At 62.6% G+C, this 18,336-nt stretch carries 17 protein-coding genes; 7 read left to right on the top strand and 10 right to left on the bottom strand.

Annotated elements, in window-relative coordinates; genetic code table 11:
• Positions 1-80: 80 nt before the first annotated feature.
• The 7 genes from ABIB36_RS21460 to ABIB36_RS21490 form a co-directional block, all read right to left on the bottom strand.
• Positions 81-857 (bottom strand): enoyl-CoA hydratase, encoded by a 777-nt coding sequence (locus ABIB36_RS21460; RefSeq protein ID WP_354563466.1) that lies wholly within the window; start codon positions 855-857, stop codon positions 81-83.
• On the bottom strand, positions 854-1,762 hold the full coding sequence (mmsB, locus tag ABIB36_RS21465; protein ID WP_084346456.1) for a 3-hydroxyisobutyrate dehydrogenase: 909 nt from the start codon (positions 1,760-1,762) through the stop codon (positions 854-856). The genes ABIB36_RS21460 and mmsB overlap by 4 nt, the downstream gene beginning before the upstream one ends.
• Positions 1,759-2,817, bottom strand: a complete 1,059-nt coding sequence (locus tag ABIB36_RS21470; protein ID WP_084346457.1) for an enoyl-CoA hydratase/isomerase family protein — start codon at positions 2,815-2,817, stop codon at positions 1,759-1,761. The genes mmsB and ABIB36_RS21470 overlap by 4 nt, the downstream gene beginning before the upstream one ends.
• A complete protein-coding gene (locus tag ABIB36_RS21475; RefSeq protein ID WP_084346458.1) occupies positions 2,814-3,953 on the bottom strand; it encodes an isobutyryl-CoA dehydrogenase in 1,140 nt (379 codons plus the stop codon). The genes ABIB36_RS21470 and ABIB36_RS21475 overlap by 4 nt, the downstream gene beginning before the upstream one ends.
• A gap of 6 nt (positions 3,954-3,959) precedes the next feature.
• The gene (locus tag ABIB36_RS21480) at positions 3,960-5,465 is read right to left on the bottom strand and encodes a CoA-acylating methylmalonate-semialdehyde dehydrogenase (RefSeq protein ID WP_354563462.1); all 1,506 of its coding nucleotides are present in this window, start codon (positions 5,463-5,465) and stop codon (positions 3,960-3,962) included.
• A gap of 75 nt (positions 5,466-5,540) precedes the next feature.
• On the bottom strand, positions 5,541-6,299 hold the full coding sequence (locus ABIB36_RS21485) for an SWIM zinc finger family protein (RefSeq protein WP_269306544.1): 759 nt from the start codon (positions 6,297-6,299) through the stop codon (positions 5,541-5,543).
• Positions 6,299-9,112: a DEAD/DEAH box helicase gene (locus tag ABIB36_RS21490; protein ID WP_354563459.1), complete on the bottom strand. Its 2,814-nt coding sequence runs from the start codon at positions 9,110-9,112 to the stop codon at positions 6,299-6,301. Before ABIB36_RS21490 ends, ABIB36_RS21485 begins: the two co-directional genes overlap by 1 nt.
• A 184-nt stretch (positions 9,113-9,296) precedes the next feature.
• On the opposite strand from ABIB36_RS21490, the gene ABIB36_RS21495 reads away from it, so the two are divergent.
• The 3 genes from ABIB36_RS21495 (at position 9,297) to ABIB36_RS21505 (ending at position 11,843) form a co-directional block, all read left to right on the top strand.
• Entirely contained in the window at positions 9,297-10,214 is a 918-nt protein-coding gene (locus ABIB36_RS21495; RefSeq protein WP_354563457.1) for an NADP-dependent oxidoreductase, read from the top strand.
• Positions 10,215-10,329: 115 nt separating this feature from the next.
• Positions 10,330-10,995, top strand: coding sequence for an HNH endonuclease family protein (locus tag ABIB36_RS21500; protein WP_354563512.1), 666 nt, complete (start codon positions 10,330-10,332; stop codon positions 10,993-10,995).
• A gap of 35 nt (positions 10,996-11,030) precedes the next feature.
• Positions 11,031-11,843 carry a shikimate 5-dehydrogenase gene (locus ABIB36_RS21505; protein WP_084346463.1) on the top strand — a complete coding sequence of 271 codons (813 nt, stop codon included), beginning with the start codon at positions 11,031-11,033 and terminating at the stop codon, positions 11,841-11,843.
• Here ABIB36_RS21505 and ABIB36_RS21510 read toward each other — a convergent pair.
• Positions 11,832-12,308 carry a GDSL-type esterase/lipase family protein gene (locus tag ABIB36_RS21510; RefSeq protein ID WP_354571689.1) on the bottom strand — a complete coding sequence of 159 codons (477 nt, stop codon included), beginning with the start codon at positions 12,306-12,308 and terminating at the stop codon, positions 11,832-11,834. The genes ABIB36_RS21505 and ABIB36_RS21510 overlap by 12 nt on opposite strands.
• 456 nt (positions 12,309-12,764) lie before the next feature.
• Between ABIB36_RS21510 and ABIB36_RS21515 the strand changes: the two genes are divergently transcribed.
• The gene (locus ABIB36_RS21515) at positions 12,765-13,964 is read left to right on the top strand and encodes a benzoate/H(+) symporter BenE family transporter (RefSeq protein WP_084346464.1); all 1,200 of its coding nucleotides are present in this window, start codon (positions 12,765-12,767) and stop codon (positions 13,962-13,964) included.
• Positions 13,965-13,970: 6 nt separating this feature from the next.
• A complete protein-coding gene (locus ABIB36_RS21520; protein ID WP_084346465.1) occupies positions 13,971-14,435 on the top strand; it encodes an acyl-CoA thioesterase in 465 nt (154 codons plus the stop codon).
• Here ABIB36_RS21520 and ABIB36_RS21525 read toward each other — a convergent pair.
• Both ABIB36_RS21525 and ABIB36_RS21530 read right to left on the bottom strand, forming a co-directional pair.
• Complete coding sequence (locus tag ABIB36_RS21525) at positions 14,432-15,457, bottom strand: phosphotransferase family protein (protein ID WP_354563452.1); 1,026 nt, start codon at positions 15,455-15,457, stop codon at positions 14,432-14,434. The genes ABIB36_RS21520 and ABIB36_RS21525 overlap by 4 nt on opposite strands.
• Before the next feature lie 70 nt (positions 15,458-15,527).
• Positions 15,528-15,905 carry a hypothetical protein gene (locus ABIB36_RS21530; RefSeq protein ID WP_354563450.1) on the bottom strand — a complete coding sequence of 126 codons (378 nt, stop codon included), beginning with the start codon at positions 15,903-15,905 and terminating at the stop codon, positions 15,528-15,530.
• A 328-nt stretch (positions 15,906-16,233) separates the two neighbouring features.
• Between ABIB36_RS21530 and ABIB36_RS21535 the strand changes: the two genes are divergently transcribed.
• On the top strand, positions 16,234-17,391 hold the full coding sequence (locus ABIB36_RS21535; protein ID WP_084346468.1) for an MFS transporter: 1,158 nt from the start codon (positions 16,234-16,236) through the stop codon (positions 17,389-17,391).
• Positions 17,392-17,481: 90 nt separating this feature from the next.
• On the top strand, positions 17,482-18,171 hold the full coding sequence (locus tag ABIB36_RS21540; protein ID WP_084346469.1) for a hypothetical protein: 690 nt from the start codon (positions 17,482-17,484) through the stop codon (positions 18,169-18,171).
• Positions 18,172-18,336: the final 165 nt, after the last annotated feature.

Raw genomic sequence — 18,336 nt, forward strand, 5'->3', positions numbered from 1 at the left:
GGGAGCACGCTCAGCTTCGCTGTGTCCGCGCACGAAGCAGCCCTGCTGTCACTGTCGGACAACAGGGCTGAACGCATCGGTCACCGATTGACGAATGTCGCCTTACGCTTGTCGATGAAGGCAGACATGCCTTCCTTCTGATCCTCGGTCGCGAAGGTCGAATGAAACAGCCGACGCTCGAAACGAATGCCCTCGGACAACGAGGATTCGAACGAACGGTTGACCGCGTCCTTGGCCATCATCGCAATCGGAAGCGACATCTCGGCGATGGTCGTCGCGGTGGCGATAGCGTCGTCGAGCAGGTCTGCGGCGGGCACGATTCGCGAGACGAGCCCCGCTCGCTCGGCCTCGTCGACCTTCATGTTTCGCCCGGTCAGGACCATCTCCATCGCCTTGGCCTTACCGACTGCGCGAGTGAGGCGCTGCGACCCACCGATTCCGGGGATGACCCCCAGCTTGATCTCCGGCTGACCGAATACCGCTGTGTCGGAAGCGATCAGAACATCGCACAGCATCGCCAGCTCGCAGCCGCCACCGAGCGCATATCCCGATACAGCCGCAATGATCGGTGTGCGCGCTGCCGACAGTCGATCCCAGGCACTGAACAGGTCCTCGACATAGACGTCCATGTAGGACTTCGGCTGCATTTCCTTGATATCGGCACCCGCAGCGAATGCCTTCTCCGAGCCGGTGATCAGGATGGCTCCGATACAGTGGTCGCCGTCGAGGTCTTCGACCGCGGACACCACCTCGTGCATCAGCTGAGAGTTCAACGCGTTGAGCGCCTTCGGCCGATTCAGCGTGATGATACCGACGCGACCTCGCCGCTCCAGCAGAATTGTTTCGTAGTCGCTCATGTACTCTCCCCTGTCGAACGTTCGCGAATGTCGTTGATGATGCCGGAGAAGTCCACGTCCGTTCCGCCACCGGATGTTTCCTTGAACTCGGAGTAGAGCTCAGCGGCCTTGAGTCCGAGGACGCCGTGAACACCGTTGTTGCGCAGCGCATTGGCAGCAAGACCGAGATCTTTGTCCATCAAGGCTGCCGCGAACCCTGGAGTGTAGTCGTTGTTGGCCGGGCTGGTCGGAACCGGTCCTGGCACAGGGCAATTGGTAGTCAGCGCCCAGCACTGCCCGGACGCGGTGGATGCGACGTCGAACAACGCTTGATTGCTGAGGCCGAGCTTCTCACCGAGCACGAAGGCCTCGCTGATCGCAATCATCGACACCCCGAGGATCATGTTGTTGCAGATCTTGGCGGCTTGGCCGTTGCCTGCTGCGCCACAATGCACCACTTTGCGACCCATGACATCGAGAACAGCTGCAGCCGAGGCGAAGTCCTCTTCGGACCCGCCGACCATGAACGTCAGCGTGCCCGCAGTCGCACCGCCGACACCACCCGATACCGGAGCGTCGAGACCGCGGTGGCCCGCGTCGTCGACAAGCTTGTGCGCCGCATGCGCGTCGGCGACATCGATGGTGGAGGAATCGATGAACAAGGTTCCAGGCGCGGCAACTGGAAGTAGATCCTTGTACAGATCGAGCACGAGCTTGCCGTTGGGCAGCATCGTGATCACGACATCCGCGTTCGACACTGCAGCCACGGCAGATTCGACGACGGTCACGCCGTCCTTCGTTGCCTGCGCCAGCGCTGCAGGGACGAGATCGAAGCCCTGAACCGTGTATCCGGCTTTCACCAGGTTCGCTGCCATCGGTCCGCCCATATGGCCGAGACCGACGAAACCGATCGTGTTCTCACTCATCGCTGCCCTCCAAGTTCGTTGCTCAATCCCAGTTCGGCGGCACCCAACGGGGCGAAATAGCGATCGACGTCCTCGCTGGTGACATCGGCGAGTGTCGGCGGAGACCACTTAGGGTTTCTGTCCTTCTCCACCACCTGTGCTCGGATTCCCTCGACGAGGTCATGTGAATCCAGACTGGCCGAGGACACCCGATATTCATCGTCGAGGACTTCCTCGAGCGAGGCGGCATCGGCGGCCCGCCGCAGCGATTTCAGCGTGACCTTCAGGGCGACCGGTGACTTCGATTCGATGTCGTCGGCAGCCATGTGTGCGTCGGGTACCTCACTGCGCCGCAAGCGGTCCACGATTTCTTCGACGGTATCGGCGCTGTACGCGGCGTCGATCCAGCTGCGTGCAGCGTCGAGACTCGATGTGGGTGCCGGTTCGGTGAACGAAGCCAACGCATCGGCGAGGGTTCCGGTTTCGAGTGCAGCGTAGAAGTCCGGCAACTTGTCGGAGGGGATGTAGTGGTCGGCGAACCCGGCCGCGATGGCGTCACCTGCACCCATGCGGGCGGTGGTGAGGCCGAGGTGCGTTCCCAATTCTCCGGGGGCACGGGAGAGCAGAAACGTCCCGCCGACGTCGGGGATGAAACCGATACCGACCTCGGGCATCGCGAGCTTCGAGCGGTCGGTCACGATTCGGGTGTTGGCGTGGGCGGACAGTCCGACACCGCCGCCCATCACCACTCCGTCCATGATTGCCACGTACGGCTTGGGGAATCGCGAGATAGCCGCATTGAGGATGTACTCGTCGCGCCAGAAGACCTTCGACCCGCTACCGCCCTCTTTTGCGTCGTGGTAGATCGAGACGATGTCACCACCGGCACACAAGCCACGTTCGCCTGCGCCGGTGAGGAGTACCAGTTCGACCTCATCGTCGACGGCCCACTTCTCGAGCTGCGGCGCGATGTCGAGCACCATCGCATGATTCAACGCGTTGATGGCTTTCGGACGGTTGAGCGTGATTCGGCCGACGCCACCGCGCAGGTCGAACAACACCTCGGGTTCGCTCATGCTGCTCCCACAATCGAGCGAGCCACGACGACTCGCATTATCTCGTTGGTCCCTTCGAGGATCTGATGGACACGAAGGTCTCGGACGATCTTCTCCACACCGTACTCCGCGAGATAGCCGTAGCCACCGAGTAACTGCAGTGCGGCGTTGGCGACGTCGAATCCGGTGTCGGTTCCGAATCTCTTTGCCATAGCGCAGAGTTCGACCTTGTCCTCGGCCCCGGTCTGCAACGCCTCCGCAGCGCGCCACAGCAGAGTTCGGGCGGCTTCGAGCTCGGTCTTCATATCTGCCAGTCGGAACTGCAGGGCCTGCGCGTCGAGCAATCGATTGCCGAAGGCCTTGCGCTCGGCGAGGTAGGACACCGCTTTGTCGAGAGCGCTCTGTGCGCCACCGATCGAGCAGGCGGCGATGTTGAGGCGTCCGCCGTTGAGGCCGTTCATCGCGATGCGGAAACCGTCGCCCTCGTTTCCGAGCACGTTGGCGGCCGGAACACGGACATCCTCGAAGACGACCTGCCGCGTCGGCTGGGCATTCCAGCCCATCTTCTTCTCGTTCGCTCCGAACGACAGGCCTGCGGAGTCCTTCGGTACGACGATTGCCGAAATGCCCTTGGGCCCAGCTTCGCCCGTTCGCGCCATCACGACGTAGATCTCGGATACCCCGGCCCCGGAGATGAACTGCTTCACTCCGTTGAGGATGTAGTCGTCGCCGTCGCGGACAGCCTTGGTCGTCAGTGCCGCGGCATCGGATCCGGCACCTGGTTCGGTGAGGCAGTAGCTTCCGAGCTGGTCCATCGCGCACAGCCCCGGCACCCACTGACGACGTTGCTCGTCGTTGCCATAGGTGTCGATCATCCACGTCACCATGTTGTGGATGGAGATGTACGCCGCGATCGACGGATCACCGGTGGCAAGTTGCTCGAAGATGCGCACCGCATCCACGCGCGTCAGATCCGACCCGCCGACGTCCTCACCGATGTAGATTCCGCCCATACCCAGGCCGGCAGCTTTGCGCAGTACGTCGACGGGAAAGTGCTTGTTCTGATCCCATTCGACTGCCTTCGGTGCCAGGAACTCGTCGGCGAAGTCGCGTGCTGTTTCGTTGATCGCCCGTTCGTCCTCGGTCAATGTGAACATCGGCGGTCAGTCCATGTTCGGGATGACGAAGTGGTTCGCAGTTTCTTCTTTTTTGCCCGAAGGCCAACGCTGCGTGACCGTCTTGGTCTTGGTGTAGAAGCGAATCGAATCGGGTCCGTGCTGGTTCAGATCGCCGAATCCCGAACGCTTCCAACCACCGAAGGTGTGGTACGCGATCGGCACCGGAATCGGGACGTTGACGCCGACCATGCCGACCTGAACGCGTGAGCAGAAGTCACGCGCGGTGTCACCGTCGCGAGTGAAGATCGAGACACCGTTGCCGTACTCGTGTTCGGACGGCAGACGCAGTGCATCCTCGTAATCCTCGGCGCGGACGACGATCAGGACGGGACCGAAGATCTCTTCCTTGTAGATGCGCATGTCCGTCGTCACCTTGTCGAACAGTGTTGCGCCGGCGAAGAATCCGTTCTCGTGGCCCTCGAGCTCGAAGCCGCGCCCGTCGACGACGAGTTCGGCACCCTCGTCGACGCCGATCTGGGTGTAGTCGTTGACTCGCTTCAGTGCATCGCTACCGACGAGTGGACCGAAGTCCGCGTTCTCGTCGTCACTGCGGCCGATCTTCAGGTTCTTGACACGCTCGGTCAACTTGGCCACCAGTGCGTCGGCCGTCTCTTCACCGACCGGAACAGCAACCGAAATCGCCATGCAACGCTCACCCGCAGAGCCGTACGCGGCACCGAGGAGTGCGTCGGCGACCTGGTCGAGATCGGCGTCGGGCATGATCAGGGCGTGGTTCTTGGCGCCGCCGAAGCACTGTGCACGCTTGCCGTTCTTGGCGGCGGTCTCGTAGATGTACTGCGCGATCGGCGTGGAGCCGACGAAGCCGATGGCCTTGACGCGATCGTCGTTCAGTAGAACGTCGACGGCGTTCTTGCCACCGTTGACGACGTTGAAGACGCCCGGCGGCAGACCTGCTTCGAGGAACAGTTCGGCCAGCTTGAGCGGCACCGAGGGGTCTCGCTCGGAAGGCTTGAGAATGAATGCGTTGCCGGTAGCGATGGCTGGGCCGGCCTTCCACAGCGGGATCATTGCGGGGAAGTTGAACGGGGTGATACCTGCAACGACGCCGAGCGGCTGACGCATGGAGTAGACGTCGATGCCTCCACCGGCGCCCTCGGTGTATTCGCCCTTGAGCAGGTGCGGAACACCGATCGCGAACTCGATGACCTCGAGCCCACGCTGGACGTCACCCTTGGCGTCTGCGACGGTTTTGCCGTGCTCGCTCGAGAGCAACCGGGCCAGCTCGTCCATGTCCCGGTTGATGAGCTCGACGAACTTCATCAGGATGCGGGCGCGACGCTGCGGGTTCCACTTGGCCCATTCGATCTGGGCTTTCTCTGCGTCCGCGATCACGGCCTCGACCTCGGCATCACTGGCCAGCGGCACGAGTGCCTGCACCTCGCCGGTGTTCGGATCGAAAACGTCACCGAAGTTGCCCGAGGTGCCGGAGACGTGCTTGCCGCCGATGAAGTGCGAGAGCTCGCGAGTCATGAGATCCGTCCTAACCGATACGAGAAGATGATGTGTTGTCATCCTATAGTCGGACATCCATGTATGTCTAGAGGCTTACTCGCCCAACCTCCGATAGAAGCCCACGAGATCGGCGACAGCGGAGCTGACCTCGAACTCCTCGTAGCCACCCGAGCGGAAGGCGCGGCGCAGGATCAGCGGGTCGAGATCGTCGATTGCCGGAGAAAACTCGACACGCGGCAACGACGGAAACGGCATCTCGTTGCCGAACCAGTCCTCGCGATCGAACTCGACCTCGGATTCCCCGACATCCTCGATCAACATTTCCAGATCGACGCCACGCAGCGTCAGAATCGTCGCTGCCGAAGCGTCGATATGCTCGGCCGCGATATACATCAGCGCGGCCGCATGCTTACACGGCCACCCGTCGTCCGGGCACGTGCAATCGAAATCGAGCTGACCCTTGTCGTGCGGCAGAAGCGTCGAGGCAAGCGCCTGCGGAATCGCGTTGGACGCCAGTTCGGCAAGCATCCCCGGATTGGAGCGCACCCTGCCCACCAGAGCCGAAACCTCACCCTGTGACAGCGGATCCACGGTCACCGATGCAGAGAACGGTTCGAGTTGACTTCCCTGAACTTCACCGTAGATCTGACCTCGTTCGACCCCGAGCGTCAGCACCTGACCACCTCGGGCATACGTACGCCCCCGCGCAATCCGACCCGGATCTGCCAGCTCTTCCATGGCGGTGACGAAGTGGCGGCCCCACCAGGTCTGCCCGAAAGCTCCACGCTTGTTCTGTGATTCGATGCCGCCCTTGACTTTACGACGTCTACCGTACTGCCCGAAGTCTGCCATCACTCCCCCACCGCATCTTCGCTGAGGCGGAACAACTCACGCAATTCGCCGGTGTCCATCTCGGTCACCCAGTTCTCACCCGTCCCGACGGCGAGGTCCGCAAGATCCTGTTTCGAATCCAGCATCCCATCGATACGTTCTTCGACGGTGCCCACGCACAACAACTTTCGCACGTGAACGTTCTTGCGTTGACCGATTCGAAACGCACGATCGGTAGCCTGATTCTCCACCGCCGGGTTCCACCACCGATCTAGGTGCACAACATGATTGGCCGCAGTCAAGTTCAGACCGGTGCCGCCTGCCTTGAGGGAGAGCATCATGATCGGCGGCCCGCCGTCCTCCTGAAATTTCTCGACCATCGCATCACGGTTCGTCTTGCTGACGCCACCGTGCAGGAACGGAACTTCGGTACCGAACCGCTCGGCGAAATACGGTCCGACGAGTTCCCCGAACTCGCGAAACTGCGTGAACAGCAGCACCTTTTCGTTGTCCCCGAGAACCGAATCGAGAATGTCCTCCACCAATCCGACCTTGCCGGACCGATGCTGACCACGCTTGATCACCGGCGAACCGTCGGACAGGAAATGCGCAGGATGATTGCAGACCTGCTTCAAGCGAGTGAGGGCAGAGAGCACTGCCCCCTTACGCTTCATGCCCTTCGCGTCCGCGATCTGAGCCATCATCTCGTCCACGACTGCCTTGTAGAGCCCCGCCTGCTCGGCCGTCAGATTCGCGCGAACCGTCATCTCGACCTTGTCCGGCAGGTCGGCAATGACCGTCGGATCGGTCTTGACGCGACGAAGAATGAACGGCGAGGTGATCGCGCGCAATCGTGTGACCGCACTCTCGTCCTGCTCACGCTCGATAGGCACCGAGAACCGCTTGCGGAAATCGGCAGGCGCACCGAGCATTCCCGGGTTCGCGAAATCGAGAATGGATCGAAGCTCGTCCAGCCTGTTCTCGACGGGCGTGCCGGTCAATGCCAATTTCAGATCGGCGGGAATCGCGCGAGCAGCCTTGGCTTGAACCGTCCCGGCGTTCTTGATGTGCTGAGCCTCATCGAGAACCACCCGACGCCACGTCCGTGCCGCGAACTGCGCTCGATCCTTGGCCATCAGGGCGTAAGTCGTGACAATGAGGTCGTGCTCGGTGATCGCCTGCTCGAGGGCGTCGTCCCGCAACCGCGCCGGACCGTGATGAACCAGGACCCGCAAGTCAGGAGTGAACTTCGCGGCTTCACGCTGCCAGTTGCCGACGACCGACATGGGTGCGACCAACAGCGTCGGCGTCGGGCTCTTCTCGTGCGCGAGCAGAGCCAGCACCTGCAGCGTCTTCCCCAAACCCATGTCGTCAGCCAGAATTGCGCCCAACCCCAACCGAGACATGAACGCCAACCAGTCCAGACCACGTTCCTGGTAGGGCCGCAGAACAGCATTCACCCCCGCTGGCAACGGAATCCGCTCCGGGACGGCGTCGGGCTGCAGCAGCGTCTTCGCCCACCCGGTAGCGGTGATCTCCTCGACGGGTGCAGGCGGCGGCGAGGAGATCGTCATTTCGCGCATCAACTTGCCCAGTTCGGTTCCGTCGCCATGATGCTGCGCAACGTATTTGGCGGCGGCGGCGAGCTGGCTTCCGTCGGCCAGCACCCACACCCCACGAAGACGAACCAGGTCGCCCTTGGACACTGCCAGCCGATTCAACTCGGCCTCCGTCAGCACCATGTCGCCGAGTTGCAGTTGCCAGTCGTACGAAACCAACTCATCCATCCCGACGGCGCGGTTCTCGGCGGCCTTCGTCACGGCAGGCGAATCGACCCGCAGTCGCATCGACGGGTCCAGTCGACTCCATGCCCTGGGCAGCAGGACGGTCGTCCCCGACTCCGAAAGTGCTTTCGCGCCGTGTTCGACCAGATCGATCACCACAGAGGTGGGCAGCAGAAGATCCAGGGTCCCAGGGTGGGACGGGAGGTCACGCAACCGCGGGTACGCCGCGACCGCCTCTCCGAGCTTGCGGACCGCCGTGCTCAACAGGCTCGCGTCGACCTTTCGGCTCATGGGCACCGGAATCGGAGCTTCCCCATCGGCCCGCAGGCACACCTGAAGCTTCCACAACGCCCCTTCGCTCTCGTCTGCCTCCGCGGCCTCGTCGTCCGGCTCCAGCAGACGCAACACGAGCGCGGGTTCGTCGACGGTGAGGCTTGCCCGCCACTTGTCCAACAACGTCGCGGTCTGCGTTGTACCGTCTTCGACGGAATCGTCGCGAACGAGGGCTGCCAACAACGGATGATCCGAATCAGGCCTTCCCAGTATCGATCTCACGATCGGGTCGGTGATCTCTTCGAGGAAGTCCTCCAGCAACTTCTTCGGCCTGTTGCCATGACACTGGACCGAAGGCATCGTCACAGCCAGTTCGCTGAGCCATGCGCGTTGACGTTCCCCACCGACGAGACGCCACCGGGGCCACCAGTGCCCCTCGATGAGGATCAGCGCGGGCACGACGCGCCCGGCCCGCACCCATCGCTCGACTCCTCGCGCAACATGCCCGAGATACCGAAGGTCCCCGGACATCGCCGCGTGCGAGGCCGGGGTGCGCAGTAGAAGCTCGGCAGCATCGACCGGCGCGAGCGCAAGAGCAGGCACACGTACCACCCGTGGGTCGCCCGCACCTGCAGGCGGGAACGCGACCTCGACCTTGTGACGGAAGGTCCGGGCCGCCGCCCGGGCGTGCGTGGCCGGAAGATCCGGTTCACTGCCGGACACCCCTTCCTGCCACAGCATCAGCCCCGAACCTGGAGACCAGAGACCATGCAGCATTGGTCCATCCAAGCAGGGCGGTATCAGCGCAGTTGGGTGTGGTGTTCCAGTTGCATCCATTTCCGACGGGATCCCGTCCGCTCGGTGCGTAATCGGAACACCATGCCCATTCGGAGACCGATAAATCGGCGAATCGAGGCGACTTCGGTAACGGAAGAACCGGACATTGAGGCACAGTATGTAGATGATCGCTTACGGATTCAGTGAGTACGGTGGCCCCGAAACCGAATACTTTCTCGACATTCCCATCGCCGATCCTGGGCCGGGACAACTACTCGTCGCCGTCCATGCCGCTGGGGTCAATCCGGCTGATTGGAAGGTAAGGGCAGGTAACCGCAAGGACACTGTTCGGACGCCTCTGCCTGCGGTTCTGGGACGAGAGGTGGCGGGGACCGTCGTTCGGATCGGCCCCCACGTCGACGGATTCTCGGTCGGCGATCACGTCTTCGGCGCGACGGCGTCCGGCCATGGCGGCTATGCGCAGTACACCGTGTTGAACGCTGCGAATGCAGCGCACAAGCCGGAGAGCGTTCCGTTCACCTCCGCCGCCACACTCGCAGTCGCGGCCGGCACGGCGTACGACGCACTCGATCAGCTGGGGCTGCGCAAGAAGGACACTCTGCTGGTGCTCGGTGCGGGCGGTGGCGTCGGATCCTCGGCGCTGCAGTTGGCTCACGCCGACGGAATCGCCGCGGTCGGAGTAGCGAGCGCGGCAAAGCGTGAGTGGGTGGAGAGTATGCGCGCGAAGTTCGTCGAGTCCGGCGACAGTTTCTCCGACGAGATCATGGTTGCCGTGCCGGAGGGAGTGGACGGCATTTTCGACCTGGTCGGGGGTGACACCTTGAGAGCCGCGGCAAAGCTGGCGAAATCAGGTGCCCCGATCATCAGCGTGGCCGACCCGACACTCGCGGGTTCGCTGGGCGGTACTTCGGTGGTCCGGGATCGCACTGCGGTCGCCTTCACGCGTCTGGCAGAACTGGTTGCCTCGGGAGTTCTACGTCCACGTATCGATCATGTTTTTCCTCTGGAGCAAGCAGGCACGGCATTGGCACTCGTAGAAGATGGGCACGTTGCGGGCAAGGTCGTCCTGGAAGTCGGCTGATTGCACCTTTGTCGGTGCCATACGGCACACTCTCGAGAGTCAACTGTGGTTCGAGGATTGGGTGTGTGTGAAGAAGCTGCGTATCGCGCTGCTGTTGGTGGCGGTCACTTTCGCGATGGCGGCGTTCGGTTCCTGCGATAGCGGGATACCCGGTTTCGCACCTCCGCCTCCTGCGCCGGGCAGCCCCACCCGCGTGCAGATCGAGGAACTTCTCGCCCAGGTGCCGGTCGTTGCCGCGAGGCCGGATGCCCTCGGTTACGAGCGTGGGTGCAAAAAGAGTGAAGGTTGCGTCTTCGGTCCAGCATGGACCGACGACTACGACGGACCCGGCGGTCACGACGGTTGCGACACCCGCAACAACGTCCTCGCTCGCAGTATGAGCGCGTTGGTGTTCCGGGAAGGCACCCACAACTGTGTCGTCCTCGAAGGCTCTCTTGCCGACCCGTACTCGGGTGAGGTCGTGAAGTTCAGCAAATCGGACGCAAGCGCGGTTCAGATCGATCACGTGTACGCGTTGTCCGCAGCCTGGGACATGGGCGCCAACGGGTGGCTACCGGACAAGCGAGTGCGATTCGCCAACGACCTCGATTTCAATCTTCTCGCTGTCAACGGACACGACAATCAGTCGAAGAGCGACGACACACCTTCGCACTGGCTGCCCCCGAACAAGGCATATCACTGCTTCTACGCAGGGAAATATCTCTCCGTGGCCGCGCAATACGGGCTACCCATCACGCAGGCGGATCAGCGCGCCCTGGCCACGGTGGCCGAGAACTGCTGATACTGCCTACGGCCGGCCGGAATAGACTTGGGGTCATGACTCGCTCGTTGACCAAGGACACCAGACTCTGCATGTCACTGTCCGGGCGTCCCAGCAACATCGGCACCAGATTCCACAACTACCTCTACCACGAGTTGGACCTGGATTACCTGTACAAGGCGTTCACCACCACCGACCTGCCCGCGGCCATCGGCGGTGTCCGCGCGCTCGGTATCCGTGGTTGCGCCGTGTCCATGCCGTTCAAGGAAGCTGCCATAGAGCTGGTCGACGTAGTGCACGATTCGGCGCGTGCCATCGAGTCGGTGAACACCATCGTCAACGAAGACGGCGTCCTGCACGCTTACAACACCGACTACCAGGCCGTCGCGGATCTCCTTGCTGCTTCGGGCTTTTCATCAGAGTTCACCGTCGCCGTCACCGGCAGCGGTGGGATGGCGAAAGCTGTCGTCGCGGCGCTTCGCGATTCTGGTTTCACCAAGGGAACAGTCGTTGCGCGCAACTCCACGACCGGAAATACGCTCGCGGAGGCCTACGCGTACGACTGGGCACCGGAGTCCGTGGCTGCGGACCTTCTGGTGAACGTCACTCCCATCGGCATGGAAGGCGGGCCCGATGCCGACGCGTCACCGTTCACCGACGCCCAGATCCATTCTGCGCAAGCAGTATTCGATGTCGTGGCGATGCCGTCGGAGACGCCGTTCGTTGCCGCAGCACGTGCCGCAGGCAAACCGGCAGTAACGGGCGCGCAGGTCATCGCATTGCAGGCGGCAGAGCAGTTCTTCCTCTACACCGGTGTTCGGCCTACAGGCGATCAAATCGCCCGTGCATCCGAGTTTTCACGACGCTAACGCTTTCTCCACTTCCGCGGCCATGGCGGCCTCTCCAGCAGCGTTGGGGTGCACCGGTACGAACTGATCCGAGAACAACAGCGGTTCGGCCCACCTCGTTCCGACAGCCTGACAACCATCGTGCCCCTCGGACACCACGGACATGTCGACGAACGTCGTGTCGGTCTCGGCGGCTGCGCTGGCGATGCTCGTGTTCAGCGTCCGCTGCAGACTGCGCAGGTAGGGGACGTCTCCCGGCGCGACCGGCATCTGCGGCGCGCACCCGATCGTGGGCGGGAGGAGCCACTGATAGCCGACGACGACCACGCGCGCCCGTGGAGCGCGCCGCTCGATGTCGCCGAGCGCCTGCCGAATGGCCGGGTAGGTCCGCGAGGTGATGGTGTCTTCGAAACTTGTCCCGTACTGATCTGCACACGGGCTGTACGCACCCGGCGATTGCAGTGCCGCACTGACGCACGAGGAGATCGCACGGGCGAAAACGTCGCTGTCGCCCCCCGATCATCAGGGTGACCAGGTCGGTCGAGTCCGACAGCGCATCGAATTGAGGCGGGGTGTCGGGGTGCTGACGGCCGTAGAAGTCCTCGGTCGACGCCCCGCCGCAGCTCACGTCTTCGAGCTGAAGACCGCGCTCTTCTGCAACGATCCGAGCGAAGTTTCTTTCCGACCTCAGGCACCCGAGTGGAGCGCCCGCGGCCAGTGGAAGCACACCGCTGCCCGCGCTGAAGCTGTCACCGAGGTTGACGTGCTCGACGATCGGACCAGCCTGCGCACTAGGGGCACAGAACGCACCGGCCATCAGCAGAACAACCACACTTGCCAGGTTTCGGACGAGCATGTGAAAAGTATGCGCCTCCGCGTGCCCTGTTTTCTCGAACTCGCTGATCGCGCGCCATCGCATGTCACAGGGCATCATCTACATTCGTGCCCGATCACCCAGCCACCACTACTGCGCCCGATGAGGGACGAGTGCAGCCGATCCTCGCAGGCATCGTCGCCGCGCTCGTCGGATTCACCAGTTCGTTCGCCGTCGTCCTCACCGGACTTCGTGCCGTCGGAGCAACGCCGACCGAAGCAGCCTCAGGACTCCTCGCCGTCATGATCACCCAAGGTGTCGGCATGGTGTATCTCTCGCGCCGCTATCGACAGCCCATCACGCTCGCCTGGTCGACTCCTGGCGCAGCGTTGCTGGCGGGCACCGGAACTGTCGTCGGCGGCTGGCCTGCAGCCGTCGGAGCCTTCGTCGTGGTGGGTGTCCTGATCGTCGCAACGGGGCTGTGGCCCCGACTGGGCAAGTTGATCCAATCGATTCCGACATCACTCGCCCAAGCGATGCTCGCCGGGGTACTGCTGCCGTTGTGCCTGCAACCGGTCACAGCATTTGCTACTTCCCCGGCGGTGATCGCTCCAGTAATTCTGGTATGGCTTGTCCTGCAACGATTCTCCCAGCGTTGGGCGGTTCCTGCTGCCTTCGGCGCGGCTGCGATCGTCATCGCCATCGATGTGTCGAGTCAGGATCGAATTCCCCGCGCACTCGATCTGATTCCACGAATCGATCCGACGATGCCGCACTGGACATGGCAGGCAATCATCGGAATAGCGCTGCCGTTGTACATCGTGACCATGGCGTCGCAGAACATCCCGGGAGTGGCGGTGATGACCTCGTTCGGCTACGACGTCCCGTGGCGACCGGTCTCGAGTATCACCGGAATCGGCACTGTCCTCGGTGCCCCATTCGGCGGTCACGCAATCAACTTGGCCGCCATCAGCGCTGCGCTGGCAGCTGGACCCAGTGCGCATCCGGACACGAAACGACGCTGGATCGCAGCCTTTTCGGCAGGGTGGTTCTACCTTTTCCTCGCACTGTGCTCGGCAGCCGTGGCTACCCTCGTCGCGGTTGCTCCACCCGGCGTCGTCGAAACGGTTGCCGGTCTTGCACTTTTCGGAACACTCGGTGCATCGCTCGCCGGCGCACTGAAAGCAGTGACCGGTCGTGAGGCTGCAATCCTCACCTTCCTCATCGCCGCTTCGGGCGTGGTGGTCTTCGGTATCGGATCGGCATTCTGGGCTCTGGTTGTCGGCCTGCTCCTGCGCTGGGTTCTAGCGCGTAAGCCGATAGAGTAAGCATGCATGACTGCCTCCGCCGATCAGCGCGCCGAGCACAACCCGGCATCCGAATACCCCGCTCTGTGGCCCGTCGGGACGCGGTGGGACGACAACGACCACTATGGCCACGTCAACAATGTCACGTATTACTCGTATTTCGACACTGCGGTGAACGGGTGGCTGATGGCGACGACCGGCCTCGACATTCGGCTACTGTCCGCGATCGGCGTCGTCGCAGAAACTTCGTGCAATTACCACCGCGAGCTGTCGTTCCCCGATCGACTCCAAGTCGGGCTGTCGGTCGAAAAACTCGGAACACGCAGCATCGTCTACAAGCTCGCCCTCTTTCGTGAAGCCGTAGGCGAGGAGTTGCAGCTTGCTGCAACCGGCCGCTTCGTACACGTCTACGTCGACGCCCAGACCCGTCGACCTGTGCCGATTCCCACCGAAATCGAAGCAGCAGCACGCACTCTGGTGATACCGAACTAAATGCCGATATCGTCCGCGGTCGACACGGCCCGCCCCACGATGTCGTCGATCAACGAAGTCGTGGGAGATCCGGCGTCGGCGCGGTTACGGACATCGGCCTCGGCCCGACGCATGACACCCTCGGCGATAATCGAAAGCTTCCACAGCGCCAGCACCTGCCAAAATCCTGCCGACGTGACATCACGGCCCGTCTTGGCCGCATATTCGGCAGTCAGTTCATCGCGCGTCGGGAATCCTGCCGCAGTGGACGCCATGAAGGGGCCCGCGACGGCGTCCCCTGCCTCGGGCCAGTAGGCGAGAAGCCCGCCGAGGTCGGCGAGTGGATCACCGAGCGTACTGAGCTCCCAGTCGACCACGGCGAGAATCGAACCCCTGGTCGGTGACACGATCACGTTGTTGAGATGAAAATCGCCATGTACCAGCGAAAGCTCGTGTTGCTCGGGAATGTTTGCCGCCAATCGCTCGGCGAGGGAGTCGATTGCGGGCACCTCACGAGACTTGGACTGCTCCCATTGCTTTGTCCAGCGCTTGAGTTGACGGGCCGCGTACGAGCCGTGGCTTGCAAGGTCGAGAAGGCCGACGCTCTCGAGATCTACGCGATGGATGGCGGCCAAGGCCCCCACCATGTTGAGGCCGACTGCTCTACGGACCTCCGCTGGTAACCGTTCCGCAGTGTTCACCGAGTCTAGGACCACGCCGTCCACGAAGCTCATCAGTACGAGAGGTACTTCCGATATCCGGGGATCGTCCGACACAGCCAGCATCTTGGGTACCGGAACAGGTGTGTTCTGCAACGCGGACATGATTCGATGCTCACGCACGACGTCGTGTGCCGACGCCAGCAGGTGACCGAGCGGTGGCCGACGCATGATCCACCGACTCCCGCCCGCATCACTGACGGAGTAGGTCAAGTTGGACTGTCCGTTGCCGACGCGCTCGAAATTCAACGGCGACACCGCACCGATACCCAGACTTCCGATCCACTCGGCGACTGCGGGTTCGTCCACACCTGCTGTGGTCATTTGCTTCCTTCCCTCCAGCACTTACTCGATTGGGAGGATGGTAGCCAAGACCCCGACAGCGGGGGTGGGATCAGCTGGCGCGCATCAAATCTGTATCGGCATCGCTGGAGGTCACACTTTCTACCGTCGAACCCACCTCGCGGCGGGCAGCGATCTCATCGACGTCGCCCACCAGGAGAGACACGAGCGATTCGGGCTCACGGAGCCAGGCGTCTGCCATTGTGCGTAGTTCTGCTCCAGCGAACAGCCCGCTCATCTCGAGGGCGCCGACCCACTCGGCTACGACCTCGGGAGTGGCCTCGGGTAGCGAGGTGCGTTCGAGTCGAGCAACCTCGAATTCATAGCAAAAGAATGCACGCATCATGTCGAGCTGACTTCGAGAGAGGGTCTGCGCTTCACCGCTGGCAGTAGCGACAGCATCCGAACAACGAGCGTCTGCGAGCGTCATGATTTCTCCTTCGAGCGGCTCCGCCTCGTGATGCCGATGAGACCCAAGAGGCATTGACCTGGTCGAGACCGTTTCAGGATCGTTACGCTCCATCTGTAACGAATACCGCTCATGGCCGATGGGAAGAAACTACGCCCTCTCCCACTGGTGCCGCCAGACGAAATCACGCGTTGTGACCAGCGTCACAGCAGTGGCGCAATCCGCACCTGACTCAGCACCGAATACTTCTTCCGAACAGGCATGCAGTGCGCCAGGGCCCGACTCGACCGACAATCGCCAGGTAACGTTGGGCTTCGTGGTAGATGTTCCCGTTGGCGTACCGCCGCGCATGAAACGGGCACGCGTCGCAATTTTCACGATATTCGCCGTCAACGGGTTCCTCTTTGCCGTCTGGGTCGTGCACATTCCGATGGTCGAGCGCCGCACCGGCATCTCGCACGCCACGCTGGGATCGTTGCTGCTCCTTCTTGCGGTCGGCGCGATCTTCGGAATGCAGGCTTCTGGGCGCCTCTCCGATCGCTTCGGCAGTGATCGACTCGTTATGTTTTCGGCCTCGATGTTGGGCGTTGCATTGATGGGGCCGGCACTGTCGACCGGCGTCGTCACTCTCGGCGCGTCACTGTTCGTGGTGGGAATGTCCAACGGCGCTCTCGACGTGGCGATGAACGCTCAAGCAGTCGAGGTCGAGCGCATGTATCCGAGACCGATCATGGCGGCCTTTCACGCCTTGTTCTCTGTGGGCGGTGTACTCGGAGCACTGATAGGTGCCGCGACACTGGAAGCCGAACTTCCGATCGAGATGTCGATGGGCGGCGCCGCGCTACTCGGCCTGATCGCCATCGCATCGTGCCGGTCGTTTCTACTGCGCGCGACTCACACCTCGACATCACCGAATCGCTCCGACGCGCCCGCGCTCGGCTGGTTCTCTCCGCGGGTACTCGGCCTCGGTGCACTGGCGTTCGCGCTGTTTCTGTCCGAGGGCGTCGCCAACGACTGGAGCACGTTGCAGGTGAAGGAACATCTCGACACCTCGGACGGGATCGCGGCGCTCGCGTTCGGCTTCTTCGCATCGGCGATGACCGTCGGCCGCTTCTGCGCGGACCGCATCAGCGCGCAATTCGGCCCGGTCGCCGTCGTTCGCTACGGCAGCCTAGTGGCCGCAGCGGGGATGCTCCTTGTGCTCGTGTCCGAGTCCCTACCGCTCGCGTTGGCAGGCTGGGCGGCCTTCGGCCTCGGATTGTCCGGGAGCATCCCCCAGATATTCACCAGCGCAGGCAACCTCGGATCAGGCGCGCCGGCGACGAATATGTCGCGCGTCGTCGGCATGGGTTATGTGGGGTTCCTCGCCGGTCCTGCCGTCATCGGCTGGTTGTCGCACGTCGTTCCACTTACGGCCGCGATGGCAGTTCCCTTGGCTCTTACCTTGCTCGCAGCCGCAACCGCCGGAACCGTTCGTTCGCCACACGTCCGCATGGAGAGCACCTGAACGGAATTCACGGCCGATTCACATCGAGCGCTCAGGGTCATGATGCAGTGTCGTGGCCATGAATCGTGCAGACCAAGCGGTGCTGGGCCTATGACCACGAACACCGACAGCATGGAACTTGTCGAACTGAACGAAGAGGAACTGGACGCAGTCTTCCGCCGACGTGGCACGACTGTGCGAGCAATCGCGGCCGGAACAGCAGCTCTGACGTTGCTGACCATCCTGGTCGTATTACCGACACTAGGGTTCACCTACCCGCACTCACGCGTAGTCGTGACCGAACTTGTCGGCCTGTCGGAGAAAGTGCTCCAGGCCTTCGGCATCACACCGGTGCTGATTGCCGTCGCGGCACTGACGGTCGTAGCCCTGATTCGCAAACTTCACTACGGAATCGGCGCGGTGATCACTCTGACGATCGGTGCTTCGCTGACTACCGCTGCGGTTCGGACATGGGCGGCGGGCTGGGTTCCTGCCTCTGCGCTCCCCAACGGCTACGTGACAGCGTGCGCAGCACTGATGTGCGCTGCCACCCTCGTCGCCGCCACCCGGCATCTACCGATCGTGTGGGGCCTCGGAACTGTGGCAGTGATGGCGGTCGGCACCGCTGCAATCATCAGTGGAGCGGCGACGATCATCGGCGTCACCACAACCCTGCTGATCGTCGCCGGATGGTGGGCCGCGGCGTCCGCAGTGATGCTGTACTCACCCGTCGCCGCCCAGAGGGAAGCGCGCAACCCACTGGACACTGCAGCCATGGCAGTACAGCGGCGGCTGCGCTGAACCGAGAAAACGACCGAGCCTCACTTCGAGGCTCGGTCGTTTTCGGGCTCAGCTACCTGATTGCTACAGAGCCTTGAGTTCCTCGGTCACATCGGACACCGACTTCTTGGCGTCACCGAAGAGCATCGAAGTGCCCTCGGCGAAGAAGAGCGGATTCTCGATTCC

The sequence above is a fragment of the Rhodococcus sp. UYP9 genome (genome assembly GCF_040547235.1).
In the GTDB taxonomy this organism is placed as follows: domain Bacteria; phylum Actinomycetota; class Actinomycetes; order Mycobacteriales; family Mycobacteriaceae; genus Rhodococcoides.